The sequence below is a fragment of the Gryllotalpicola koreensis genome, assembly GCF_039538185.1.
GTDB lineage: Bacteria > Actinomycetota > Actinomycetes > Actinomycetales > Microbacteriaceae > Gryllotalpicola > Gryllotalpicola koreensis.
Window position 1 is genome coordinate 583,879 of the sequence record NZ_BAABBW010000003.1, and the last position, 25,329, is coordinate 609,207.

The following is a 25,329-nucleotide window of genomic DNA, read 5'->3' on the forward strand; positions in this document are numbered from 1 at the left end:
CCCGTGCGTTCACTCGGCCAGCAGCCGGGTCAACTGCTCGCCGATGAGCTCGTCTTCGATGAGGAACCCGTCATGACCGTACTCCGAGCGGATGACAACGGCGTGACCCGCATCGATGTTGCCGCGGATCCCCGCCGCGATCACGCGCTGCCCCTCCACCGGGAAGAGCCGGTCGGTGTCGATGCCGACGACGACGGTGCGCGCCGTGACGCGCTCGAGCGCCGTGGCCACGCCGCCGCGGTCGCGCCCCACATCGTGCGAGTTCATCGCCTGCACGACCGTGATGTAGCTGTTCGCGTCGAAGCGCCGCGTGAACTTGTTGCCGTGGAAGTCGAGGTACGACTCGACGGCGAAGCGGCCGCCCGCGCCGAGCGGGTTGATGTCGCTCTGCCAGCTGCGCGCGAAGCGCGCGTTGAGCTCGTCGGGGCTGCGGTAGTTGAGCAGCGCCATGCGGCGGGCGAGCGCCAGCCCGCGGTGCGGCCCCTCGCCGTCGGCGGCGTCGTAGTAGTCGCCGCCGTGGAACAGCGGGTCGGTGCGGATCGCCTCGAGCTGCACCGAGTTGAGCGCCACCTGGTCGGCGGTCGTCACCGGGGGAGCGGCGATCACCGCGAGCCGCTCGACGCGATCCGGGTAGCTCACCGCCCATTCGAGTGCGTTCATGCCGCCCATCGAGCCGCCGATCACCGCGGCCCACCTCTCGATGCCGAGCTTGTCGGCGAACACGGCCTGCGCCGTCACCTGATCGCGGATCGTCGTGAACGGGAAGCGCGGGCCCCACGCCTCGCCGTCGGGGGCGGCGGATGCCGGACCCGTCGTCCCCTGGCATCCGCCCAGCATGTTCGGCACGACCACGAACCACCGGTCCGTGTCGATCGCCTTGCCCGGCCCGATGATGCCCTGCCACCAGCCCGAGGTCGGATGCCCGTCGCCGGCCTCGCCGACCGCATGGCTGTCGCCGGTGAGGGCGTGCTCGATGAGCACCGCGTTGGAGGCGTCGGCGTTGAGCTCGCCCCAAGTCTCGTAGGCCATGCGCACGAAGGGCAGCGACTGACCGCTCTCGAACGTGAACGGGCCGATCCCCATGAATCGGCGGTTCCCGGGCGGATCGCTCTCGCGCCAGGCGCCCGTTGCGGGCGGCTTGCCGAGGAGCGAGCGGATCTGCGCGTCGGTGATGAAACTCGACGGCACCGTGTCTTCGGCGGTCTGCCACTCCATAAGGGGATTCTTTCAGGGAGCGGCAGACCGCCTGCACATATGACGCCTTCTAGGCGCGGCGGGCGGCGAGGGTGACCTCGCGGGCGGCCGCGAGACCCTGCTCGAGGTCGGCCTTCAGGTCGTCGATGTTCTCGAGGCCCACCGACAGGCGCACCAGGCCCGGAGTGACGCCCGTCGTGAGCTGCTGCTCGGGCGTCAGCTGCGAGTGCGTCGTCGACGCCGGGTGGATGACGAGCGAGCGCACGTCGCCGATGTTCGCCAGGTGGCTGAACAGGTTCAGGCTGTCGACGAAGGCCTTGCCGGCCTCGACGCCGCCCTTGAGCTCGAACGACAGCACGGCGCCCGCGCCCTTCGGGGTGTACTTGTTCGCGGCGGCATACCACGGGCTCGTGGGCAGGCCCGCGTAGTTGACGGATGCCACATCGGGGTGCCGCTCGAGGAACTCCGCGATCTCCTGGGCGTTCTGCACGTGCCGCTCGACGCGCAGCGACAGGGTCTCGAGGCCCTGGATGAGCAGCCACGCCGACAGCGGCGCGATCGCCGAGCCGAGGTCGCGCAGCAGCTGCACGCGCGCCTTGATGATGAAGGCGAGGCCGTCGCCGACCGCGTCGGTGTAGACCACGCCGTGGTACGACTCGTCGGGCGTCGTGAGGCCGGGGAACTTGTCCGCGTGCTCCGACCACGGGAAGCGGCCGCCGTCGACGATGACGCCGCCGATGGTCGTGCCGTGGCCGCCGAGGAACTTGGTCGCCGAGTGGATGACGATGTCGGCGCCGTGCTCGAAGGGGCGCAGCAGGTAGGGGGTGCCGATCGTGTTGTCGACGATCAGGGGCACGCCGTTCGCGTGGGCGATGCCGGCCACGGTCTCGATGTCGAGGATGTTGATCTTCGGGTTGCCGACCGTCTCGGCGAAGAACAGCTTCGTGTTCGGGCGCACGGCGCGGCGCCACTCGTCGGGGTCGTCCTGGTCGACGACGAAGGTCGTCTCGATGCCGAGCTTCGCGAGCGTGTACTTGAACAGGTTGTAGGTGCCGCCGTAGATCGAGCTCGACGAGACGATGTGGTCGCCTGCCTGCGCGATGTTCAGCACCGCGAAGGTCTCGGCCGCCTGGCCGCTCGCGACGAGCAGGGCGCCGGTGCCCCCCTCGAGCGCGGCGAGGCGCTCTTCGACGACGTTCTGCGTCGGGTTCTGGATGCGCGTGTAGATGTTGCCGAACTCCGAGAGCGCGAAGAGGTTCTTCGCGTGGTCGGAGTCGTTGAACACATATGACGTGGTCTGGTAGATCGGCGTCGCGCGCGCGTTGGTGGTCGGGTCGGGCGCGGCGCCCGAGTGGATCTGCTTGGTCTCGAACTTCCACGTCGTGGGATCGGCGGTCATCGGTTCTCCTGTGGGATAGGTCGCGGTGTCGCACTGACACTAGGAGCAGGCATCCCCGCCTGCAATATGGTCGACACACGCCGTCACGCCGCACGCAATATCACGTCATGAACGTCGGGCGCATCCGTGTTACGCAGGCGCGCGGTGCTGGTGGAACAGCCACTTCGCCCTCGGCTCGACGAGGGGCCGGAACACGCGCCGGATGAACCTCTGCGAGAGCAGCACCGCGATCCCGATCGACAGCAGCACGGTGCCGGCGAGCACGGGCACGTTCGAGTGGTCCTCGAGCCAGCCCGACTCGCGGATCGGATAGAGGAAGAAGGTGTGCAGCAGGTAGATGTACATCGTCGCCGAGCCCCACTCGGTGAAGAAGGTGTGGCGTCTCGGCACGAGCACGAGCACCGAGAACGTCATGACGAGCGCGAGCGCGATGACGAGCAGCCGCAGGAATCCGGCCCACCACTGGTCGTAGCCGAAGCTCGAGTACTCCTCGTCGAAAAGCAGGAACCGGCGCACCAGCAGGTCGCGCCACGCGTCGATGCCGAAGTACATCGTGACGCCGGCCGTCACCAGGATCGCGGCGGCGACCGCCCGCACCGGCCAGACGACACCCTGGCGCGCGGCGATCCACCAGCGGGCGTACTGGCTGCGCCGCCGCAGCTCCCAGCCGAGCACGAAGAACGGCAGCAGGGCCGCGACCCGCGCGAGCGACAGCGTATCATCGGCGCTGCTCGCGTAGCCGGAGACGAAGGAGATGAGCACGCTGATCAGGAACGGGAACTTGAGCATCGCGAGATACGGCAGCACCATGCGCCAGATCGCGAGGGCGATGAGGAACCAGAGCGTCCACTTGGCGCTCGTGTAGTCGAGCGTGAACGGATGCTTCGGCTCAACCGCCCACTGGATGACGATCCAGATCGACTGGAAGATCAGGTACGGGATGACGACGTCGGTGAGCAGCCGCTTGAGCTGCCGCCCGCTCGGCGGATCGGCCTTCGCGAAGTACCCGCTGACCAGCACCAGCACCGGGACCTGGAAGGTGTAGACGAAGAGATAGAACGCGTAGGCCACGTCGCTGGCGGCGATCAGCTTCAGCGTCGCGTGGCCCATGATGACCAGCGTCACCGCGATCCATCGCGCGTTGTCCCAGAAGGGCGTGCGCTTCGTCTTGGGGGGCGTGTGCCGGGTCGTCTCCGCTGCCGTCATCGTCATCAACGGTACGGTGCCCCGTTTGGAGCCACCACAATTGAGCTATGAGCGAGGTCAAGCGCGTAGTCGTCACAGGGGCCAGTTCCGGCATCGGGGAGGCGACGGCGCGGCTGTTCGCCGCGTGCGGCTGGAAGGTCGTCGGGGTGGCGCGTCGGGCCGAGCGGCTGGCCGCGCTGGCGTCGTCGTCGCCCGAGATCGAGACCTTCGCCGCCGATGTGACGAGCTCCGACGACGTCGCTGCGCTCGCCGCATACCTCGCCGAGACCGGCCCCGTGCACGCTCTCGTCAACAACGCCGGCGGAGCGCGCGGCTCCGACCCTGTCGACACGCTGTCGCTCGACGACCTGCGGTGGATGCTCGAGGTGAACGTCGTCGGAGTCGCCCGGGTCACCCAGGCGCTGCTGCCGCTGCTGCGCGCGGCCGCTGCTTCGGACGGCTCCGCCGACATCGTGACGGTCTCGTCGACGGCGGGGCTGCAGGCCTACGCGGGCGGGGGTGGGTACAACGCCGCGAAGTTCGCCGTGCACGGCCTCATCGGGGCGCTGCGCCTCGACCTCGCGGGTGAGCCGATCCGCGTCATCGAGGTCGCCCCCGGAATGGTGCAGACCGAGGAGTTCGCGCTGAACCGCCTCGGCGACGCCGCGAAGGCCGCCGCCATCTACGAGGGGGTCGACCACCCGCTCGTGGCCGACGATGTGGCATCCGTCATCGTCTCTGCCCTCGAGCAGCCCTGGCACGTCAACCAGGACCTCATCGTGCTGCGCCCCATCGCGCAGGCCGCCCAGTTCGCGGTGCACCGCGGCCCCCTCGCGCCGAAGGCCTGATCCCTACGCGCTCGAAGCACTGCCCCCGCCCCCGCCCCCGCCCCCGCCCGGCGACAATAGATGTGCGATCGGCTTCGCGCGGCGACAAACGATGTCGGAAAACTCGCCGTTTTCCCACATCGACTGTCGCCGCGAGCGGCAGTCACGGATGCTCGGGCGTCCAGCCGTTCGCGCGAAGAGCTTTCTCGACCATCCGTTCGATGTCGGCGCGGGTGTGGTGCTTGCGGACTCGGACGATAGTCCAGAGCAGAGCCGACAGCGCGTTGAACCGGTCGACGTCGATGATCGAGCGGTCATCGGCGTGCCAGCGCTCGCCCTCGTATTCGACGACCGTCATGAACTCTTCGAGGACGAGGTCGCCGATGGCCACAAGCTTCCCGTTCTCGTCGTAGATCGGCTTGTTGTTCTCGGGCTCAGGCATCCCGGCGCGGACCATCGTGAGGCGCACGGTCGTCTCCTTCGGCGACCAGACGCGCTCTCGCAGCTGGGGCAGCGCTTCCCTCAGCTTCTTCGCGCCGGCACGCCCGGCATGACGTGCCACTGCTGCCTCGAGCTGTTCACGAGTGGCCAGCCTGAAGGGCTTGTCGGAGAGAAGACGATCGCCGGCTTGGATCAACTCGTCGATATCGAGCACGGATGCCAGTTCACACCACACCTCGGCGGGTTCCCGCACCGGCCGCCCTCGGAAGGTGCCGACGGTAGCCCCGGGCGCAGAGTGCCCCCGCACCCAGCGCCCCCGCGGCCGCTCATGTGGGACGAGTGAGCTGACGTGGACCTCCATGCGCTCGAGGCGGTGCGGCACGGGGATGCCCATGATCCGCGCGGCCGTCGGGCCGCTGAAGAACCACCGCGGCGGGAGCTTCGTCTGGTACGCATCGCAGAGTGCAGCGAACTTCTTCTCGGGCTTCGCGTTGGCGACAAGCGCGAGGGGAACGCGCACTCCGCGAAACGGGCTGGTCAGGTCGCGGGCGCGAAGGCGGTTGCGCGAGATGTTGCGGCGATCGGCGTCGCGCACGGCGAACGGGGCCGCCGTGAGGTCGGCGGGAAAAGGCTCTGGATGGCGCATGCCGGAGAGGATGGCCGATCGCGAGAGCGCGCCGCCCAGCCGCGGACTCTGATCTGGGGACGGCTGGGGCGAAGTTCTGCCTGTGCCGGGCAAGAGCTAGCTGTCTGGCGCGCCGCGGCGGGCGACAACGGAGGTGGGAATGGGGCGCGGATTGCCACATCGAATGTCGCCGCGCGCGGGCGGAGATGCGCAGAGACTCAGGGTGCGGCGGGAGCGGGCTCCGCGGGAACGTCCGCGAACGCGGCGCGCGGCACGAAGAAGAGCAGCGCCGTCGCTGCGAAGGCGCCCAGCGCGCAGATCAGCCACACCGCGATGTAGCCCGTGAGGCTCGCGGCGGTCGAGGTCACCGTCTCGGACGCCCCCGTGAGCAGCACCACGCCGAACACCGCCGAGGCGATCGACCCGCCCACGGTCTTCGTGGTGTTGGTCATTCCGGTCGCGACCCCGGTCTGCCCGCGCGGTGCGGCGGCGGCGGCCGCGGCGGGCAGTGCACCGACGAGCGCCCCCGACCCGAGCCCCGCGATCATCATGTTGACGAGCACCTGCAGCGTCTGCGCGTGGAACGGCAGGAACAGCAGATACCCGACACCGACGAGCACCGAGGCGATGATGAGAGCCCAGCGCGGGGTCGTCCAGTTCGAGACGAGCGGGAAGAGCAGTGCGCCGATGATCATCGAGATCAGGTAGACGCCGATCAGCAGCGAGCGGGCGGATGCCGCGAGCCCCAGCCCGTACCCGTTGGCGGGGTCGGTTCCGGCGAAGGTCGACAGGGGCGCCTGCGCGCCGAGCAGGCTGATGCCGATGAGGCCGGCGGTCGTGATGACCGGCCACATGGCGGGCTTCCGCATCACGCGCAGATCGATCGCGGGGTCCGCCTTGCGCAGCTCGATCAGCCCGAACGGCAGGAAGGCGAGCACCCCGAGCGCGATGAGCAGCCACACCCACACGCTGCCCGGCCCCTGCGCGCGCATCAGCGTGAGGCCGCCCGTGACGAGCAGCAGCGCGACGGCGAGCACCGCGAAGCCGGTCGAGTCGAGCTTCCGGCCGGGCAGCGGCTCCGACTCGGGCACCCCGAACAGGATCGCGAAGAACACGAGCGTCACGCACACGGCGGGCAGCGCGAGGGTCGCGGGCAGCGACCCGGTGGCGGAGAACAGGATGCCGGAAAGCAGCGCCCCCGCGATGGCGCCCGTCTCGAGGGCCACCACGAGGAGGCCTGCCGCCCTGCGGGTCTGCGACACCCCGGCATCCGATCGCCTGCCTCGCTCGAAGATGAGCGCCACCTCGAGGGGCAGCCACACGACGTAGAAGCACTGCAGCGCGAACGCGATGAGGTAGGTCGTGAAGCTGCCGGCGAAGGCGAGCCACCACGTGGCGCCCGCGGTCAGCGCCGTCGCGATCAGCAGCACGCGCTTGTGGCCGTACATGTCGCCGAGCTTCGCGAGGATCGGCACGACGATCGCCGATCCGAGCAGCTGAGCGGCTTCGAACCAGTTGTAGTCGGCGTCGTGGATGCCGAGGTGCTTCACGATGTCGCTGATCAGCGGCACGTAGTAGCCCTGCAGGATGCCGCTCGTCAGTTCGACGCAGAACAGCCAGCCGATGAGCGACGCCGACACGCCCAGTGATGTGCGCGCCGGCGGCGCCGCGGTTGTCATAGGGGGATGGTAGCGTTCGGCGCTCAGCGGAGGCGGCCCGGTGGGCCGCCTCGCGCCGGACGCCGAGTGAGCTGTGCTCGCGAGGTCACCGCTTCCCGGCGAGCTGGCGGCTCACGATGTCGCGCATGATCTCGTTCGTTCCGCCGTAGATGCGGTGCACACGGGCGTCGGCGAAGGCGCGGGTGATGTTGTACTCGTTCATGTAGCCGTAGCCGCCGTGCAGCTGCAGGCAGGTGTCGAGCACCTCCCACTCGCGCTCGCTCGCCCAGAACTTGACCTTGGCGGCTTCCTCGGCGGTCAGCTTGCCGTCCTTGTAGGCGAGCAGCGCGCGGTCGATGTAGGCCCACAGCACGTCGACGGTGACGGCGACGTCAGCGAGCTTGAAGCGCGTGTTCTGGAAGTCGATGATGCGCTGGCCGAAGGCCTCGCGGCTCTTCGTATGCTCGAGGGTCCAGCCGAGGGCGGCCTGCGCCGCAGCGGCACCGGCGACGCCGATCGAGAGTCGCTCGAGCGGCAGGTTCATCATCAGCTGGATGAAGCCCCTGCCCTCTTCGCCGCCGAGCAGGTTCTCCTCGGGCACGAAGACGTCGGTGAACGACAGCTCGGCCGTATCGTGCCCGTGTGAGCCCAGCTTGTTGAGCTTCTTGCCGTGCTCGAAGCCCTCCATGCCGTTCTCGATCAGCACGATGCTGAACGCGTCGGGCCGGTTCCCCTCCCCGGTCTTCACGAAGGTGACGACGAGATCGGCGGTCTTGCCGCTGGAGATGAAGGTCTTGGCGCCGTTGACGACGTAGCCGCCTTCGACCTTCTTGGCGCTGGTCGAGATGCCGCGCAGATCGGAGCCGGCGCCCGGTTCGGTCATCGCGAGGGCGCCGATCACCTCGGCCGTGGCCATCTTCGGCAGCCACTTGGCCTTCTGCTCGTCGGTGCCCATGTGCACGATGTACGGCACCGCGAGGTCGTCCTGGATGCCGAAGGCGCCGGCGAGCGAGCCCGCGCCCGCGGCGATGACCTCTTCGTTCACGACGGTGCGGAAACGGTAGTCCTGCAGCATGCCGGCGCCCCCGAACTCCTCGGGAACCGAGAGGCCGAGCAGCCCGGCCTCTGCCGCCGCCTTCATGGTCGCGCGGTCGATCTCGCCCTCGGAGTCCCAGCGCTGGATGGCCTCGTTGGTGACGTGGCGCTTGACGAAGTCCTTCACGATTCCGCGGAAGGCCTCGTGGTCGTCGTCGTAGATGTCCCGCTCCATTGCGAGGGGTCCTTTCTGTCGTACAGATCTGCCGGACAGATCGCTCAGATTGCTCAGCTCGTTCAGCCGGATGGCTGAGACGCTATTCGCCCGCCGCCCAGTGGGCGGTGAACGCTGTGGATTCGACGAATCGTTCCGGGCACGCGGGCCGTCTCGGCTGTCGAATGGCGACAGTCGCCCCGGTAGCGTGAGTGCATGACGACAGCTGAGCCGCGCCCCGTGGGCGCCGTCCACGAACCCGAGGTGGTCTTAGACGAGCAGGGGCGCGAGGTGCTCGGCTGGGCCGATTTCGGCGCCGTCGCCCGCGTGCTCGGCAAGGACGTGCTCGACTCGGGCTTCGAGCCGGAGGTGGTCATCGCGATCGCCCGCGGCGGCCTGCTGCTCGCGGGCGCGATCGCCTATGCGATGGACGTGAAGGCCTGCGGCGCCCTCAACGTCGAGTTCTACACCGAGATGGAGAAGACGCTGCCTGAGCCCGTCGTGCTGCCGCCGATGCTCGACGCCGGCGCGCTCGCCGGCAAGCGCGTGCTGCTCGTCGACGACGTCAGCGACTCGGGCCGCACCCTCGACCTCGTGAAGCGGCTCGTCACCGAGATGGGCGCCGAGGTGCGCACCGTGTGCCTGTACGTCAAGCCGCGCACGATCCTGCGCCCCGACTACGTCTGGAGAGAGACGGATGCCTGGATCGCCTTCCCCTGGTCGGCACTGCCGCCGGTGAACGCGGTTCCTGCCGCAGACGCGAGCGCGATCGTGAACGGCTGACGGATGCCCGGCAAGACGCTCGCCCAGCTCGCCGCCGACGGCGCCATGGACGCCGGCTGGGCCGCCGCCCTCGAGCCGGTCGCGCCGCAGATCGCCGCGATGGGGGACTGGCTGCGCGCCGAGAACGCCGTCGGCCGCGGCTACCTGCCCGCCGGCCCCAACGTGCTGCGCGCGTTCTCGTATCCGTTGGCAGAGGTCAAGGTGCTGATCGTCGGCCAGGACCCGTACCCGACCCCCGGGCATCCGATCGGCCTGTCCTTCGCGGTCGAGCGGCACGTACGGCCTGTGCCGCGCTCGCTGCAGAACATCTACCGCGAGCTGCACGAGGACCTCGGCGTCGCCGTGCCCGACCACGGCGACCTGACCGCATGGGCCGAGCACGGGGTCATGCTGCTCAACAGGGTGCTGACCGTGCGTCCGGGGGCGCCCGCATCGCACCGCGGCAAAGGCTGGGAGGTCGTGACAGAGCACGCGATCCGGGCGCTGGTCGCGCGCGGCGGGCCGCTCGTCGCGATCCTGTGGGGGAGGGACGCGGGCACCCTGCGCCCCCTGCTCGGGCAGACTCCGATCATCGCGAGCGCGCACCCGTCGCCGCTGTCAGCATCGAGCGGGTTCTTCGGCTCGCGCCCCTTCAGCCGCGCGAACGAGCTGCTCGCGGCGCAGGGAGCGGCTCCCGTCGACTGGTCGCTCTAGACTCGCCCCATGCTGGAAGAGGAGTACGAGACGCGGCGGGTGCTGCCGCCGCACCTCCGCAAACCGGTCGCGCCCGAGGCGCCCTTCTCGTACAGCATCCGCGACGCCACGCCCGAGGACCTGCCCAGCGTGCGCGAGATCTACAACTACTACGTCACCAACTCGACGGTGACCTTCGACGACAAGCCGATGACGCTGCGGGCCTGGCGCACGAAGTACGAGCACATCCGCAAGGCGGGCATGCCGTTCCTCGTGGCCGAGAGCCCGAGCGGGCAGATCCTCGGGTACACGCTCGTCTCGCCGTGGTCGGCGAAGGCGGGCTACCGCTACACGGTCGAGAACTCCATCTATCTCGGGCCGGCTGCCACGGGCAAGGGACTCGGAACCCCGCTGCTCAAGGCGCTCATCGAGAAGGCGCGCGAGGCGGGCATCCGCGAGATCATCGCCGTCATCGCCGACCAGGGCGCCGACGCCTCGATCGCGATGCACAAGAAGCTCGGCTTCACAGAGGTGGGTCGCATGGGCCGCGTCGGCTTCAAGTTCGACCGCTGGCTCGGCACGGTCACGATGCAGAAGTCGCTGCGCAAGAAGTAGCGGCCCGCGCGCCGCCCCTCTGTGCCCCTCCGTTGCGCTACAGCTACGGATCGGCGCGCCAGGAAGAGCCGTGGCGCGCGCCCGTAGCTGTAGCGCGCCTGCCGGCGGGCCGGGTGGCGAAGGCCGCGGGCCGGGGCCGCGGGACGGGCGAGGGATGCCGGGGCGGGTCAGGAGCGCGGCACCGCGCGGCGCAGCGCCAGGTAGCCGATCACACCGCACAGCGCCGTGACGGGCAGCGACCAGGCGACCACCCCGAGCGCGCGGTTGCGCGCGAACCATGCTCCCACCTCCGGCCATCCGTGCGCGAAGGTGATGAGCGCGGCCGCTCCGAGCAGCACCGCGATCAGGATGCCGAAGATGGCATACAGCCCATAGGCGCGCCACCTGACGAACACCGAGCCGAAGATCGAGCCGAGGAAGAGCACGGCGAGCAGGCCGAAGAACACGGTGAAGACGCGCTGCCAGAGCGGCCCCGTGCCGAGATAGACGGTCTGGAACATGTGCCCGCCGACGCCCCAGCCGCCGGTCCATTGCTCGACGTAGCTCAGCAGCACGATGCCCGCGGTGAACTGCGCCGCATGCACGACGAAGAACAGGGCGGAGCCGAGGTAGAAGTCCCGCCGCGTCGATGACACCCCCATTGCGAAGCCGAAGCTCAGGTTCATGAGCTGCACGGCGACGATCGCCTGATAGACGAACAGGTACGACAGCGAGCCGGTGTACTGCGTGCCGCTGATGTGGTCGGCATGCGTCGTGATGACGACGAGGTACCAGATGGCCATGTTGACGCCGAGGATGCCGACGAGGATCGCCCACGGCAGCAGCAGCGTCATGCGCCAGCTGAGATAGTGCAGGCGCACGATGCGCCAGACGCGGTCGAAGGACGATGCGGAGCGAACGGATGCCTGCGGCAGCGCGCTCAGAGTGGTCATGGTCTTCACCTCAGCTCTTGGGGGTCGCCCGGCGCAGCGCCAGGTGCCCGATGACGGCGAACAGGGCGGCCGGTACGAGCAGCCAGGCGGAGAACCCGGCCGGCCCGACCTCGACGAACCAGCGGCCGACGGCCGGCCACGCCTGGGTGATGGTGATGAGCGCGACCGCGCCGAGGATCGCGACGAGGAACGCGGCGCTGATCACGTACATCCCCATGGTCCGCCAGCGCACGAACGCGGCGCCGAACACCGAGCCGATGCACTGGCAGACCAGCACCCCGGCGAAGAAGGTGACGAGGCGCTGGCCGACACCTCCCGTGCCATAGGCGACGCTTTGGAAGACCTCGGCGTGCAATCCCCACCCGGCTGTCCACTGCTCGAGGTAGGACATCGCGGTGAAGATCACCGCGAACCCCGCCGACTGGATCAGGAACATCAGCCACGTGCCGTAGGAGAAGTCGCGGCGCGTCGACGACAGCCCGAGCGCGTAGGCGAAGGTCAGGTTCATCGCCTGCACGGCGAAGACGACCTGATACGGCAGGAAGTACACGAGCGCGGTCGAGTAGCTCTGGCCGGAGGCGGTGTTCGTGCCCGTCGAGTAGTCGTAGATGCCCTGCACCGCGAGCCAGACCAGGAAGATCAGGAACGCGATGTTAAGCGGCACGAAGATCGAGTTGACGCCGTTCGCGTAGTGCAGCCGCACGATGCGCCAGACGCGGGCGAAGCGGCTCGGCGGCTGCAAGCTCGCATCGCGGGTGCCGGGCTCGGCGAGCACGACGGCGGTCATCGTGACGCCCCCTGTCGGGCGCGGCGCGGGGTGCGCGTCTCGGGGGAGTGCCCGGCCTCAGCATCCGTCTGCGCCAGCGCTCCGCCCGTGCGACGCACGATGAGCTGCTGCAGCGAGACGGGGGTGAGCTGCAGACCGGAGTTCAGGGCGTCGGCGCGCACGACCTCGTCCACCCCGTCGACGAGCACGGATGCCGTGCCCCCGAGCTCGTCCCGCTTCAGTATGTCGAGGCCGCGGCGCACGACGAAGGCGTCGACGTCGGCCTTCGCTCCGACGATCGAGGCGGCCCGGCCGCGCAGCTCGTCGGCCGGCGCGTCGAGGATGATGCGCCCCTGGTCGATGACCACGACGTGCTCGAGCAGGTTCGCGACCTCGTCGATCAGGTGCGTCGACAGCACGATCGTGCGCGGGAACTCGGCATAGTCGGCGAGCAGGCGGTCGTAGAAGATCTGTCGGGCGACCGCGTCGAGGCCGAGGTACGGCTCGTCGAAGAAGGTGAGTGGAGCGCGGGATGCCAGGCCCACGATCACACCGACCGCGCTGAGCTGCCCCCGGCTGAGCTTCTTGATGCGGCGGTTCAGGGGCAGCCGGAAGTCCTCGACGAGTTGCGCCGCGAAGTCGGCGTCCCAGTTCTCGAAGAACCAGGGGGCGCTGCGGAAGACGTGCGACGGCTTGAAGTCGTCTGGGTATTTCTGGCTCTCCTTGATGAAGGCCACGTGCTGCAGCACGGCCGCGTTCTCGGCAGGAGTCTGCCCGAACACGCGGACCTCGCCGCTCGTCGGGAAGTCCTGCCCGGTGAGCACGTGCATGAGCGTGGTCTTGCCGGCGCCGTTGCGACCGAGCAGGCCGGTGATGGAGTCGGTCGGGATCGTGAGGCTGATCTGCTCGAGCGCCGTCATGGAGCCGAAGCGCTTGGTGAGGTCGCGGACCTCGATCACAGGGGTGGTCATCGTGGTGTCCTAGCTGCGTGCGGTGGCGGCGGATTTCTGATCGGATGCCTCGGCTGAGGTATCCGTGATCAGTCCGCTCAGGGTCCTGGGGTCGATGCCGAGCTTCTCGGCCTCGGCGAGCAGGGGGCGCACGTAGTCGTCGACGAACTGCGTGCGGCGCTTCTTCACGAGCGCGTCGCGCGCGCCGGTGGCGACGAACATGCCGATGCCCCTCTTCTTGTAGAGGACGCCCTCGTCGACCAGCAGGTTCACGCCCTTGCCGGCGGTGGCGGGGTTGATGCGATGGAAGGCGGCGAACTCGTTCGTCGACGGGACCTGGGATTCTTCGGCCAGGGTGCCGTCGATGATGTCGTTCTCGATCTGCTCTGCGATCTGCAGGAAGATCGGCTTGCCCTCATCGATCATGCGCACCTCGCTGGTTGGTTAATTACTCGACTAATGAACCACCGAAGCGTGCGGGTGTCAAGAGCGGTGATTGACTCCGCCTTGGTTACGGTCGTAATGTACGAACCGGTACGTACATAGCGGTGCACGGCCGTGCGACGAAGGGCGGGATCTATGAGTCGGTTCGTGGTCGGATTGATCGGCTCCGGGATCGGGGGCTCGTTGACGCCGCTGATGCACGAGGCGGAGGCCAGGAGGCTCGGCCTCGACTACGAGTACCGTCTGATCGATCTCGACGCGCTCGACGCCGGCGCCGACGATCTCCACGCGATACTGCAGCGCGCCGAGGCCGACGGTCTGGCAGCGGTCAACGTGACGCATCCCGTGAAGCAGGCGGTCATTCCGCTCTTGACCGATCTGACGGCGGATGCCTCGCAGATCGGAGCCGTCAACCTCGTGAGGTTCGAGGGCGGACGCCGCGTCGGTGACAACACCGACTGGCTGGGCTTCCGCCTGGGGATGGAACGGCAACTCGCCGGCGCGGCGACGACGGCAGTGGCCCAGTTCGGCGCGGGCGGCGCGGGGGCCGCGGTGGCGTATGCCCTGCTGGGCCTGGGGGCGGAACGGCTCGCCTTGGTGGAGCCCGATCGCAGCCGAGCCGAGCTGCTCGCCGCTCGGCTCGGCTCGGCGTTCCCCCGCGCACGAGTGGAGCTGGTCGAACCGTCGGAGACGCGGGCGGTGCTCGCCAAGGTCGACGGCGCGGTGAACGCCACGCCGTTGGGCATGCACGGTCATCCGGGCATGTCCTTCGATCCGCGGCAGCTGCGCGCGGATGCGTGGGTCGCCGATGCCGTGTACTTCCCACTGGAGACCGAGCTGATCGGGGCGGCGCGTGCCGCCGGCCTGCCTGTCGCAGACGGGGGATGGATGGCGGTCGGGCAGGCTGTCGCGAGCTTGAAGAAGATCACGGGAGCGGAACCGTCGCTGGATCGGGTGCGCGAGGACTTCATCCGCTTTCAACGCGCCGGCCTCACAGCGGCGGCGCGGGACGCGGCTCGGGTGGGGGGAGGCGGCCATTAAGCGCTCGATCGCCACGGTGTGCCTCAGCGGCACCCTCGAGGAGAAGCTCGCCGCGATCGCCGCGGCCGGATTCGACGGCTTCGAGCTGTTCGAGCCGGATCTCGTGACGAGCTGGCTGTCGCCTGCGGACGTCCGGTCGAGGGCAGCCGACCTGGGCCTTTCGATCGAGCTGTATCAGCCGTTCCGGGATTTCGAGCAGGTCGACGATGACCAGCTGAGGGCCAATGTGCACCGTCTGCGGCGCAAGCTCGATCTGATGGCCGAGCTCGGGGTCTCGACGCTGCTGATGTGTTCCAATGTGGACACGGCGGTCGACGACAGCGACGCGCGCGCGGTCGACCAGCTCGGCATCGCGGCACGGGAGGCCGCGGATCGCGGCATCAGCATCGCGTACGAGGCTCTTGCGTGGGGCCGCAGCGTCTCGACCGTCGATCACGCATGGGCGCTCGTGCGGCAGGTCGATCATCCCGCTCTCGGAGTGTGCGTCGACAGCTTCCACATCCTCTCTCGGGGTACCGACCCGGCTGTGCTCGACGACATCCCCGGCGAGAAGATCCTGTTCTGCCAGCTGGCGGATGCCCCTCGGCTGCAGCTGGACGTGCTGAACTGGAGTCGTCATCATCGCGTCTTCCCCGGCGAGGGCGACTGGGACCTGGCCGACTTCGTGGCACGCGTCATCGCGATCGGCTATCGCGGGCCGCTTTCCCTCGAGGTGTTCAACGACACCTTCCGGCAGACCTCCCCGGAGCGGACGGCGATGGATGCGTACCGTTCGCTCGTTGCTACGGAAGGGGCGGCATTCGAGCGGCTCGGAAGCACCTCTGGCGAACTGCCGCCCGATCGGGCGCAGCGAATGGGATTCATCGAGCTCGCTCCGGATTCGGACGGCCGGCTGAAAGCCGCACTCGACGCACTCGGCTTCGAGCGCCACGGCGCGCATCGACGCAAGGCCGTCGACCTGTATGAGAGCGGCAATGCACGGCTGATCGTGAATCGAGCGGAGGCGGGGCCGCGCGCGCGGATCCGGGCACTCGGCTTCGAGGTGGAAGACGTCGCGGCCGCCACCGATCGAGCGCTGGCACTCGGCTGCGAAGTGCTTCCCCGCGATCATGCGGACGGCGAGGCCATCTTGAACGCGGTGTCCGCGCCGAATGGCGCCGAGATCTATTTCGCGCCGCGCGCGGAGAGCGGGTTTGACTGGGCCGCCGAGTTCACCCTGACGAACGACGGACCTCAGGTCTTCCATGAGGTGGATCACGTGGTGATGGAGCAGTCCTGGCAGCGCATCGATGAGGCCAAACTCTTCTACGAAAGCATCCTCGGGCTTTCCGTGCAGGCGTCGAGCGATGTGCCCGGTCCTGACGGGCTCGTCCGTAGCCTTGCGCTGAAAGGTCCGGGCGGCATCCGCGTCGCTCTGAATGTGCGCCCCCTGGAAGCGGCCGGGCGGCCGGGCTTCGCGGATCACATCGCGCTCGGCACAGACGATGTCCTGCGGCTGGCCGAACGCCTCGCGGATTCCGGAGTGGCCACCTTGCCGGTCCCGGACAACTACTACGCGGACCTCGATGCGCGGTTCCGGCTCGAGCCCGAGCGGCTGGAACGATTCCGTCGCTTCGGCATCCTCTACGACCGGGATGACAGCGGCGAGTTCCTTCAGCTGTTCACCGCCCCCATCGATGACGTGGTGATCGAGATCGTGCAACGCGATCGCGACTACCTCGGCTACGGAGCGGCGAACGCCCCCATCCGGCTGGCCGCCCAACGTCTTCTCGCCTCGGGCGGAGTCGCTTCAGCGGCGTGACGAACACAACCCACCGAATGAAAGGTTCAAAGATGAGCACTTCAACCGTGCCGCCGAGCGGCAACGCCGTCCGGGCCGCCAACGCCGCTTGGGTCGGCAGCGCCCTCGAGTACTACGACTTCTTCATATATGGCACGTCCGCTGCTCTGGTGTTCGGGAAGGTCTTCTTCTCCAACAGCTCCGGCTTGACCGCGACCTTGCTTGCGATCGCCACCTATGGCGTGGGGTACCTCGCTCGCCCCGTCGGCGCTCTTTTCTTCGGCCACTTCGGCGATCGACTCGGCCGAAAGCAGGTGCTGCTGTGGACTGTGGGCGGGATGGGCGCGGCGACGTTCCTGATCGGATGCCTTCCTGGCTACGCCCAGATCGGAGCGGTCGCTCCGGCGCTTCTCGTCCTGCTGCGTCTCCTCCAGGGCTTCGCTGCCGGCGGAGAGCAGGCAGGCGCCAGCTCGCTCACGCTCGAGCACGCCCCAGCCAATCGCCGCGCCTTCTTCACGAGTTTCACCCTGGTCGGCACGCAGGGCGGTCAGATCCTTGCCACAGCCGTGTTCCTGCCGATTGCAGCGTTGCCGTCGGAGTCACTGCTTTCCTGGGGGTGGCGGATTCCGTTCTGGCTGTCCGCCGTCGTGGTGGTGGTCGCGCTCGTCATCCGGAGCAAGACGGAAGAGACTCCCGTTTTCCAACGGGAGGCAGAACGGGGACTCATCCGTCGGGCGCCGCTCGGTGAGCTGTTCCGGGGGCACTGGCGAGCCGTCGTGCGTGTGATGTTCGCTGCGCTGATCTCGACACCGAGCACCGTGTTCACCGTCTATGCGCTCTCATATGGGGTGAATCAGGTCGGTCTGAGTTCGTCCGCGCTGCTCTGGGTCGGTGTTCTCGCGAATGTCGCGGCGCTGTTCAGCATCCCGCTGTGGGGCCGGCTCTCCGACCGTGTAGGCCGCAAGCCGGTGTTCATCGGCGGGTCTATCGGCATCGCGTTCGCGATGCTCGGCTATCTCTGGTCGATCTCGACCGGCAACTATGTCCTGATCTTCGTGAGCGGCATCCTGATGTTCGGTGTCGTGTACACCGCGACCTCTGCGGTGTGGCCGTCGTTCTACAACGAGATGTTCCCGGCATCCGTCCGGCTCTCCGGAGTCGCATTCGGAACACAGATCGGATTCGCGGTGTCGGGCTTCATCCCCACCATCGCGGCGGCGGTCGCCGGCGACAGCTCCCTGGCGTGGCTCATCGTCTCGGGCATCGTGGCGCTCGTCTGCCTCATCAACATCGCGGCCGTCGCGACGGGGCGGGAGACCTACCGGGTGCCGACCGAGTCGCTCGGGCTGACCACTCCGGCGGTCGATCGCACAGCGGGCCTCGCTTCGCCGACGTCATGACGGTGCACTGGCGAGTGCTCGCCATACGAGCCGGCCTGCGGCGCGGCACGCGTGGTGAGCACTTTCTGGAGCCCGGCGCGTGGGACGAGCCGCACGAGACGGCCTACTGGTTCTGGGCTGCACGACGCGGAGCCCGCACGGTCCTGATCGACGCGGGCATGTCCACGGAGCGCGCCGCAGGCCTCGCCGGGCTCGACTGGGCGGGCCCGGCCCACGAGCTGCTGGCAGCGGCGGGCATCGCCCCGGAATCCGTCGACCGGGTGATTCTCAGTCATCTGCACTACGACCATGCCGGCGGTGCTCGCTACTTCCCGCACGCGCGCGTGGCGATCCAGCGCGCGGAGCGCGCGTACTGGTCCGGTCCGGTGGCGGAACGGGTCGTCTCGCAGCGATGGCTCGTCGATCCGCGCGATCTTCGGGAGCTGGAGGAGGCCGCGGCTCAGGGGAGACTCGAAGAGCTGGACGGCAGCGTCGAGCTCGAGCCGGGCATCCGTGTCGACCGCCTCGGCGGCCACACGCCGGGCATGCAGGCCGTGACCGTCGCTACGGAATCCGGGCCCGTCGTGATCGCCTCCGACGCGAGCCACTTCTTCGAGAACGTCGAGGGAGACAAACCCGGGCGCCTGTTCCTCGATCTGCCTGCGGTGTATTTCGCCTTCGACACCCTCGCCGCGCTCGACACGACGGGGAACGGCATCGCCCCCGGCCACGATCCCGATCTCTCTCGGCGGCACCGCGTCGTGAGCACCGCTCCGCACACGGTGCGGATCACTCCGTGATGAGCGCGGGGGGGTCCGAGACCTGAGGCAACTCAGGGCCGCCCAGGTCGGTCATGAAGGCGACCGCCATCGCGCCGACGAGCGCTCGGTACCGTTCGTGCCGCTCGACCGCGAGCATGTCGCGCCCGAAGATCGTGCGGAAGGTGTAACGGTTCGCGACTCCGAATACACAGTAGGAGCTGATCAGCATGTGCAGGTCGAGCGCATCGACGTCCTTCCGGAACTGACCGCTGGCGATCCCGCGCTGCAGCACTTCCTCGAGGATGTTCACCGCGCCCTCGTTGAGCCGGGCCAGCTCCTCTGACTCCCGGATGTTCTCGGCCTGATGGATGTTCTCTGTCGCGACGAGGCGAATGAAGTCACGGTGCGTCGTGTGGTGCTCGTACGTGCTTTCGGCGATCGCTCGAAGCGCATCCACTGGGGCCAGACCGGTGACGTCGAGCTTCTTCTCCGCGGAGCGGATTCCCTCGTATGCCGCCTCGAGCACGCTCAGATACAGCCCTCGTTTTGAGCCGAAGTAGTAATAGATCATCCGCTTTGTGGTGCGCGTTCTCGCCGCGATCTCGTCGACCCGGCCGCCGCTGAACCCGTGCCGCGCGAACTCCTGCGTCGCGACGAGGATGATCTCCGTGCGAGTGCGCTCACGATCCCGAGAAGCGGTTTCCCGCTTCGAGCCCTGACTCGTCACATGCCCCTCCGACCCGAAGGCTGCCCTCGGGTCTACCGACAATATCAGCGACCACAGCGGTCGAGACGGCAGGGCGTCGGCGGACGTCTGCCTACGGCCGCAGCAGCACCTTTCCGACGCGGCCGGGCTCGAAGTTGGCCCGGCTCGCCTGGGCGATGTCGTCGAACGCATAGGTGGCCGAGACCGGCAGCGTGAGCGCACCCTCGCGGATGCGCGTCACCAGCTCGCCGAGCAGGGCTCCGCGCTGGGCCGCGGGCATCGCCGCGCTGACCTTGAGGCCCCAGAACCCGGTGACGGTGAGGTTCTTGAAGATCACGTCGCCCGAGGCGAGGTTCATGATCGGCGAGGCCATCGCGCCGAACACCACCAGCCGGCCGTTCTCGGCGAGCAGCGAGAGCACGTCGCCGCTGGCGGCGCCGCCGACCGAGTCGACGCCCACCGCGATCGGCGCGCCGCCCGTGAGCGCGGCGGCCTGCTCGCGCCAGTCGGGGGCGTCGGTCGCGACGACTCCGGTGATGCCCTGCGCCTCGAGCTCGGCGACGCCCTCCGCCCGGCGCACCAGGCCCAGGACATGGATGCCGCGCGCGGCCGCGAGCTGTGCGAGCAGCCGGCCGACGGCTCCGTTGGCCGCGTTCTGCACGAGCCACTGCCCGGGCTCGAGCTGCAGCGTCTCGAGCAGCGCGATCGCGCTGAACGGCATCGAGACGAGCTGCGCGGCGGTCTCGTCGCTCAGGCCGTCGGGCACGGGGATGAGACCCGCGGCGGGTGTGACGAAGTACTCCGCCCAGACGCCGAAGGTTCCGCCGGTGGCGACGCGCTGGCCGATCGACAGCGACTCGACACCCTCGCCGAGGGCGTCGACCACGCCGACCGCCTCCGTGCCTGACTGCGCCGGCAGTGCGGGCTTCACGCCATACGTGCCGCGCACGGTCCACAGATCGTGGTTGTGGATGGGGCTGAGCAGGGTCCGCACCCGCACCTGGCCGGGGCCAGGCTCCGGAAGGGGAAGCGATTCGACCTTCAGCACCTCGTGGGGTTCGCCGAAGGTCTCATGCACGAGCGCGCGCATCGAAGAAGTCATGACGGGGCATCCTTCACAAATATTGAAACGACCATTCCACTATATACTGGAACGGCCGGTTCACAAAAGCGAGGAGAGGGCGAGCACATGGGACGCACCAGGACGTTCGACGCGGGCGAAGTGGTCGAGGCGGCGCGCGGCGTCTTCTGGGATCTCGGCTTCGCCGAGGCATCCGTGCCCGAGCTGGAGCGTGCCACCGGTCTGAACCGCTCGAGCCTCTACCAGGCCTTCGGCAGCAAGCGCGGGCTGTTCGACGCGGCGGTGGAGAGCTATCTGGACGAGGTGTTCCGGCCGAGGCTCGCGCCGCTTCGGGCCGTCGCCGTCGAGCCGGGCGCGCTCGAGGACTACCTCAGCGGCCTGCGTGAGGCGATGATCGACCACCCCAGCGCGCGGGCGGCGAACGGATGCCTGCTGCTCGCCGCCGCCGGCGGCCCTCTCGGACAGGACGCGGCGCTTCAGGGCATCGTGACCCAGTACTACGCCGAGCTGCGCGCCGCGGTCGCGGCGGGGGTCGCGGCGCGCCACCCCCGTCTTGGCCCGGCGCGATCCGGCGCCCTGACGACGAGCTGCACCTCGTTCGTGCTCTCGGCCATGGCCCTGGTGCGCGCCGACCCGGCCGCCGCGGGGGAGATGCTGGATGCCGCGCTCGACGCGGTGCGTGCGATTCGGTAGCGCACCGCGTCGAGCGCGAAGCAGCTCAGCCCAGCTCGAGCCCGTGCCCGAACCGGAACAGCGGGTCCGCCGTGTCGAAGGGGACGTCGGGTCGCGACGCCTCGACGGCGGCCATCGAGCGCGGCAGGTCGAAGGGCAGCCTGCCCTCGGGCGGAACCACACCGCTCAGGGCGTCAAGCAGTGCGCGGGTGGACGCTCCGTAGTTGACCACGAGACCGGCGACGCGCCCGGCGAACGGGGTCAGCACGGCCGGGCGATCGAGGTAGACGTCGACGATGGTCGGCACGCGCGCGGCAAGGGCGAGGACCCTGTCCACCTCATCGGCGGGGAACTCGAGCGAGCCCGCGTGGAAGAAGGACTCGAAGCCCGGGCCGCGCTGCTCGAACGGCGCCGTGAGGCGGACGATGGCGATGTCGGCGCCGTCGGGGGAGTCGACGAACTCGACGCGGTCGTGCGTGATCCCGCTCGCAATCGCGCCCTCGATGAAGACGCGCGTCCCTGCCGCGAGCGGCAGCGCCGAGCGGCCTGTCGTGGCGGCCTCGAGCACGGTCACCGAGCGCGACTGGGCCCGCAGCCCCGCGGCTCGGGCATCCGGTGCGCCGACGAGCGCGTCCGCCGCCTCGACGTCGACGTAGCGGCGCTCGTCGAACAGGCCGAGCAGGAACTTCTCGACGAGAAGCCGGCGCACAGAAGCGTCGATGCGCTCCTCCGAGACGCGCCCGCTGCGCACGAGCTCGACGACCAGCTCGGGGCACGCCTCGCCGCCGAACTGATCGGCCCCGGCATCCAGCACCTTCGCCGCACGCTCGAGCGGCGTGAGATGCTCGACGCCCCACGCGCGGGCCGGGAACGGCAAGCCGTCGAACTCGGCGTCGGTGATCAGGCCCCAGTCGGTGCAGATCACGCCCTCGAATCCCAGCTCGTCGCGCAGCAGCCCCGTGAGGATCTGGCGGTTGAAGCCGAAGCCGACCTCCTCGATGGGCTCGCCATCGACCACAAGGCCGACCGGCATGCCGTAGTACGGCATCATCTGCCGCGTTCCCGCCGCGATGAGCTCGCGGAACGGGGCGAGGTGCTCGTCGAATCTGCCGCCCGGGTAGACCTGCTCGCGGCCGTAGGGGAAGTGCGGATCCTCGCCGTCCTTCTGCGGGCCGCCGCCGGGGAAGTGCTTCGTCATCGCGGAGACGCTGTCGCCGCCGAAGCGGCCGTCCCCGCCGCGCTGCCGGGCGACCTCGCCCGTCGCCTGCAGACCGTGCACATAGGCGGCGCCGAGCTGCCCGGTGAGCTCGGCGCTCTCACCGAAGGTTCCGGCTGCGCGCGCCCAGCGCGGCTCGGTGGCGAGGTCGATCTGCGGGTGCAGGGCGGAGCGCAGGCCGACCGCGAGGTACTCGCGGCGCACCGTGTCCGCATACTCCTCGACCAGCTGCTCATCGCGGGTCGCGGCGAGGCCGAGCGTCTCGGGCCACTGCGAGAACGGCCCGGCGAGCAGGCCCGTTCCGGGGTTGTCGGTGAAGGAGTGCCGCGGGTCGGTGGCCACCGTGACGGGAATGCCGAGGCGGGTGCTCGCGGCGAGCTCCTGCAGCCGGTTGTGCCAGAGCGCGAACTCGCGCGCGGTGCCGGGGGCGCCCAGCGCGTTGAGGTGCGTCAGGCCGCGCTCGAGAACGAGCTCGCTCGTGCCGGGCAGACCGAAGCGCCCGGTGTCCTCGACGAGCGTGCCGTCGGGGCCGAGCTGCACCATGGTCTGGAACAGCTGCCCCGCCTTCTCCTCGAGCGTCATGCGCGAGAGCAGGTCGGCGACCCGCTCCGCGACCGGGGCGCTCGGGTCCAGATAACGGGCTCCGCCCGCCTCCTCCGCGCTCACGCCTGCGCCGATGACTGTGCGGCGGCCTCGGCGAGGGCGGCCTCGTCGAAGGGGGCGCCGGGGAACCGGGACAGGCGCACGAGCGGGATGGCCCGCATCATCCGCCCGTGGGTCTCGTCGAAGAGCATCGCGCCCATCTCGGTCTCCGCGAGCGTCTCGCGCAGCCATGCTCCGCCCTGCGGGTGGGCGAGGAACTGCTCGGCAGTCGAGTCGACGCTGAGGGGCGGCGTGATCTCGGCACCCGTGAGCGTGATGGTGTCGGTGAGGCGGATGTCACGGCTGGACGCCCCGACCCGGATGCCGAAGCGGCCGCCCTCGACGACCCAGGCGTGTGCGGCCGTGCTCCAGAACGCGAAGGCGCGGGCGTCTAGCTCGACGGCGACGGCCTGCGACTGCCCGGGCTCGAGCTGCACGCGCGCGAATCCGCGAAGCTCCTGTTCCGGGCGGTAGACGGATGCCTCGGCATCCGTCACATAGACCTGCACGATCTCGGCACCCGCGACCCGTCCCGTGTTCGTGACCGTGAGACCGACCCTGACCCGGGGCGAGGCGCCGTCGTCGAGGACCTCGACCGCGAGGTCCGAGTAGGCGAAGCTCGTGTACGAGAGGCCGTGACCGAACGGGTACGAGACCGGCAGCGCGTGCGCGTCGTACCAGCGGTAGCCGATGAGCAGGCCCTCGCCATAGCGCACGACGCCGTTCTCGCCGGGGAAGTTGCCGACGGCGGGGTTGTCCTCGAAGCGCACCGGGATGGTCTCGGCGAGCTTGCCCGACGGGTTCGCGTCGCCCAGCAGCAGCGCCGCGGTGGCCGACCCGCCGGCCTGGCCGAGCAGCCAGCCCTCGAGAATCGCCGTGGCGCGGTGCTGCCAGCCCGAGACCGTGACGGCCGACCCGTTCGACAGCACGACGACCACGTTTTCGTTCACGGCGGCGACGGCCTCGAGCAAGGCGAGCTGCTGCGCGGGCAGCTCCATGTGCTCGCGGTCGTAGCCCTCGGACTCGTACGAGGGCGGCAGGCCGAGGAACAGGAGGGCGACGTCGGCGCCGCGGGCGGCCTCGACGGCCTCGGCGACGAGCGCCTCGTCCGCGGCATCCGCCTCGATCTCGAAGCCGGGAGCGAAGCGCAGCTCGCGCTTACCGAGCAGGGCGATCTCGAGCGCGTCCAGCGCGGAGTCGACGCGGGTCGGGTTGACCTGGGACGAGCCCGCGCCCTGGAACCGCGGCGTGCGGGCGAACTCGCCGATCACCGCCACCGCTCCTCCCTGCGTGGCAATGGGCAGAATGCCGCCGTCGTTCTTCAGCAGCACCGCGCTCTCCAGTGCGGCTTCCTGCGCCAGGGCGTGGTGCGCGTCGACGTCGAACGCCTCGAGCGGCTCGCGGCTCTGCGACTTGGCGACCAGGCCGAGCACATTGGCGACGGCGGCGTCGACGGATTCCTCGCTGAGCGTGCCCGCGGCGACCGCGTCCAGGATGCGGCGCTGCCCGACGCCCGCGGACGACGGCATCTCAAGGTCGAGGCCGGCCGCGACCGCCTTGTCGCGCTCGTTGACGGCGCCCCAGTCGGAGACGACGAGGCCGTCGTAGCCCCAGTCCTCGCGCAGCACCTCGGTCAGCAGCCAGTGGTTCTCGGACGCGTAGACGCCGTTGACCTTGTTGTATGAGCACATCACGGTCCAGGGCTGCGCCTCGGTGACGACCTTCTCGAATGCGGGAAGGTAGATCTCGCGCAGCGTGCGCTCGTCGACCTGCGCGTCGATCGTCATGCGATCGGTCTCCTGATTGTTGGCCGCGAAGTGCTTCAGTGACGTTCCGACCTGCTTGTTCTGGATTCCGGTGACGAGGCCGGTGGCGAGAGAGCCCGCCAGCAGCGGGTCCTCCGAGAAGTACTCGAAGTTGCGGCCGCACAGCGGCGAGCGCTTCATGTTGACGCCCGGGCCGAGGAGGACCGCGACGTCGGCGGCGCGGCACTCGTCGCCGAGCGCGGCGCCGACGCGCTGCATGAGCGCCGGGTCCCAGCTGGAGGCGAGGCCGGCAGCCGGGGGGAAGCAGGTGGCGGGAACCGAGGCGTTGAGGCCCAGGTGGTCAGCGCCCTCTGCCTGCTTGCGCAGGCCGTGCGGGCCGTCCGTGAGCATGATCGCGGGGATGCCGCGGCTCTCGTCGCCCTGGGTGTGCCAGAAGTCCGAGCCGTCGAGCAGGGCCGCCTTCTCTTCGAGGCTCAGCTCGGCGAGAAGACGCGTCACGTCGAGGCGGGAGGTGGTGTCAGTCATGTCTGCTGTGCTTTCGTGTC

General features: G+C 69.3%; 23 protein-coding genes. 9 read left to right on the plus strand and 14 right to left on the minus strand.

What is annotated here, in order from left to right:
* Window positions 1-9: 9 nt before the first annotated feature.
* From metX to ABD708_RS11425, 3 genes are all read right to left on the minus strand, one after another.
* Window positions 10-1,215, minus strand: coding sequence for a homoserine O-acetyltransferase MetX (gene metX, locus ABD708_RS11415; protein WP_344754444.1), 1,206 nt, complete (start codon window positions 1,213-1,215; stop codon window positions 10-12).
* A 49-nt stretch (window positions 1,216-1,264) separates the two neighbouring features.
* A complete protein-coding gene (locus ABD708_RS11420) occupies window positions 1,265-2,593 on the minus strand; it encodes a bifunctional o-acetylhomoserine/o-acetylserine sulfhydrylase (RefSeq protein WP_344754448.1) in 1,329 nt (442 codons plus the stop codon).
* Window positions 2,594-2,722: 129 nt separating this feature from the next.
* Window positions 2,723-3,799, minus strand: coding sequence for an acyltransferase family protein (locus ABD708_RS11425; protein ID WP_344754452.1), 1,077 nt, complete (start codon window positions 3,797-3,799; stop codon window positions 2,723-2,725).
* Between the two features lie 47 nt (window positions 3,800-3,846).
* On the opposite strand from ABD708_RS11425, the gene ABD708_RS11430 reads away from it, so the two are divergent.
* Window positions 3,847-4,626, plus strand: a complete 780-nt coding sequence (locus tag ABD708_RS11430) for an SDR family oxidoreductase (RefSeq protein ID WP_344754454.1) — start codon at window positions 3,847-3,849, stop codon at window positions 4,624-4,626.
* Window positions 4,627-4,768: 142 nt separating this feature from the next.
* Here the strand turns inward: ABD708_RS11430 and ABD708_RS11435 are convergent, their stop codons facing one another.
* The 3 genes from ABD708_RS11435 to ABD708_RS11445 form a co-directional block, all read right to left on the minus strand.
* Window positions 4,769-5,692 (minus strand): hypothetical protein, encoded by a 924-nt coding sequence (locus tag ABD708_RS11435; RefSeq protein ID WP_344754456.1) that lies wholly within the window; start codon window positions 5,690-5,692, stop codon window positions 4,769-4,771.
* A gap of 197 nt (window positions 5,693-5,889) precedes the next feature.
* Complete coding sequence (locus tag ABD708_RS11440; protein WP_344754458.1) at window positions 5,890-7,350, minus strand: MFS transporter; 1,461 nt, start codon at window positions 7,348-7,350, stop codon at window positions 5,890-5,892.
* An 85-nt stretch (window positions 7,351-7,435) separates the two neighbouring features.
* Entirely contained in the window at window positions 7,436-8,599 is a 1,164-nt protein-coding gene (locus ABD708_RS11445) for an acyl-CoA dehydrogenase family protein (RefSeq protein ID WP_344754460.1), read from the minus strand.
* A 195-nt stretch (window positions 8,600-8,794) separates the two neighbouring features.
* On the opposite strand from ABD708_RS11445, the gene ABD708_RS11450 reads away from it, so the two are divergent.
* From ABD708_RS11450 to ABD708_RS11460, 3 genes are read left to right on the plus strand one after another with little or no spacing between them, the layout of a single operon-like run.
* Window positions 8,795-9,361, plus strand: coding sequence for a phosphoribosyltransferase (locus tag ABD708_RS11450; RefSeq protein ID WP_344754462.1), 567 nt, complete (start codon window positions 8,795-8,797; stop codon window positions 9,359-9,361).
* Window positions 9,362-9,364: 3 nt separating this feature from the next.
* Complete coding sequence (locus tag ABD708_RS11455) at window positions 9,365-10,054, plus strand: uracil-DNA glycosylase (protein ID WP_344754464.1); 690 nt, start codon at window positions 9,365-9,367, stop codon at window positions 10,052-10,054.
* 9 nt (window positions 10,055-10,063) lie between these two features.
* Window positions 10,064-10,648, plus strand: coding sequence for a GNAT family N-acetyltransferase (locus ABD708_RS11460; RefSeq protein WP_344754466.1), 585 nt, complete (start codon window positions 10,064-10,066; stop codon window positions 10,646-10,648).
* Between the two features lie 167 nt (window positions 10,649-10,815).
* Here ABD708_RS11460 and ABD708_RS11465 read toward each other — a convergent pair whose 3' ends face one another.
* The 4 genes from ABD708_RS11465 to ABD708_RS11480 are packed head-to-tail and all read right to left on the minus strand — an operon-like array spanning window position 10,816 to window position 13,722.
* On the minus strand, window positions 10,816-11,580 hold the full coding sequence (locus ABD708_RS11465) for a hypothetical protein (protein ID WP_344754468.1): 765 nt from the start codon (window positions 11,578-11,580) through the stop codon (window positions 10,816-10,818).
* Between the two features lie 10 nt (window positions 11,581-11,590).
* Complete coding sequence (locus ABD708_RS11470) at window positions 11,591-12,367, minus strand: hypothetical protein (protein WP_344754470.1); 777 nt, start codon at window positions 12,365-12,367, stop codon at window positions 11,591-11,593.
* Window positions 12,364-13,317: an ABC transporter ATP-binding protein gene (locus tag ABD708_RS11475; RefSeq protein WP_344754472.1), complete on the minus strand. Its 954-nt coding sequence runs from the start codon at window positions 13,315-13,317 to the stop codon at window positions 12,364-12,366. Before ABD708_RS11475 ends, ABD708_RS11470 begins: the two co-directional genes overlap by 4 nt.
* Window positions 13,318-13,326: 9 nt before the next feature.
* Window positions 13,327-13,722 carry a GntR family transcriptional regulator gene (locus tag ABD708_RS11480; protein WP_344754474.1) on the minus strand — a complete coding sequence of 132 codons (396 nt, stop codon included), beginning with the start codon at window positions 13,720-13,722 and terminating at the stop codon, window positions 13,327-13,329.
* A 153-nt stretch (window positions 13,723-13,875) separates the two neighbouring features.
* Here ABD708_RS11480 and ABD708_RS11485 point away from each other — a divergent pair, with 153 nt between their 5' ends.
* The 4 genes from ABD708_RS11485 to ABD708_RS11500 are packed head-to-tail and all read left to right on the plus strand — an operon-like array spanning window position 13,876 to window position 18,740.
* Window positions 13,876-14,781, plus strand: coding sequence for a shikimate dehydrogenase (locus ABD708_RS11485; RefSeq protein ID WP_344754476.1), 906 nt, complete (start codon window positions 13,876-13,878; stop codon window positions 14,779-14,781).
* Between the two features lie 16 nt (window positions 14,782-14,797).
* Window positions 14,798-16,582: a bifunctional sugar phosphate isomerase/epimerase/4-hydroxyphenylpyruvate dioxygenase family protein gene (locus ABD708_RS11490; RefSeq protein WP_344754478.1), complete on the plus strand. Its 1,785-nt coding sequence runs from the start codon at window positions 14,798-14,800 to the stop codon at window positions 16,580-16,582.
* Between the two features lie 32 nt (window positions 16,583-16,614).
* Window positions 16,615-17,961, plus strand: a complete 1,347-nt coding sequence (locus ABD708_RS11495; RefSeq protein ID WP_344754480.1) for an MFS transporter — start codon at window positions 16,615-16,617, stop codon at window positions 17,959-17,961.
* Window positions 17,958-18,740: an N-acyl homoserine lactonase family protein gene (locus tag ABD708_RS11500; protein WP_344754482.1), complete on the plus strand. Its 783-nt coding sequence runs from the start codon at window positions 17,958-17,960 to the stop codon at window positions 18,738-18,740. The genes ABD708_RS11495 and ABD708_RS11500 overlap by 4 nt, the downstream gene beginning before the upstream one ends.
* On the opposite strand, the gene ABD708_RS11505 is transcribed toward ABD708_RS11500, so the two are convergent.
* On the minus strand, window positions 18,730-19,428 hold the full coding sequence (locus tag ABD708_RS11505) for a TetR/AcrR family transcriptional regulator (protein WP_344754484.1): 699 nt from the start codon (window positions 19,426-19,428) through the stop codon (window positions 18,730-18,732). The two genes, ABD708_RS11500 and ABD708_RS11505, sit on opposite strands and share 11 nt — an antisense overlap.
* 91 nt (window positions 19,429-19,519) lie before the next feature.
* Entirely contained in the window at window positions 19,520-20,497 is a 978-nt protein-coding gene (locus ABD708_RS11510) for a zinc-binding dehydrogenase (RefSeq protein WP_344754538.1), read from the minus strand.
* Between the two features lie 99 nt (window positions 20,498-20,596).
* Here ABD708_RS11510 and ABD708_RS11515 point away from each other — a divergent pair, with 99 nt between their 5' ends.
* Window positions 20,597-21,181: a TetR/AcrR family transcriptional regulator gene (locus tag ABD708_RS11515; protein WP_344754486.1), complete on the plus strand. Its 585-nt coding sequence runs from the start codon at window positions 20,597-20,599 to the stop codon at window positions 21,179-21,181.
* Window positions 21,182-21,206: 25 nt separating this feature from the next.
* On the opposite strand, the gene ABD708_RS11520 is transcribed toward ABD708_RS11515, so the two are convergent.
* Together ABD708_RS11520 and ABD708_RS11525 are read right to left on the minus strand one after the other, a co-directional pair.
* The gene (locus tag ABD708_RS11520) at window positions 21,207-23,042 is read right to left on the minus strand and encodes a glycoside hydrolase family 3 protein (protein ID WP_344754488.1); all 1,836 of its coding nucleotides are present in this window, start codon (window positions 23,040-23,042) and stop codon (window positions 21,207-21,209) included.
* The gene (locus ABD708_RS11525; protein WP_344754490.1) at window positions 23,039-25,309 is read right to left on the minus strand and encodes a beta-glucosidase family protein; all 2,271 of its coding nucleotides are present in this window, start codon (window positions 25,307-25,309) and stop codon (window positions 23,039-23,041) included. The genes ABD708_RS11520 and ABD708_RS11525 overlap by 4 nt, the downstream gene beginning before the upstream one ends.
* Window positions 25,310-25,329 lie beyond the last annotated feature (20 nt).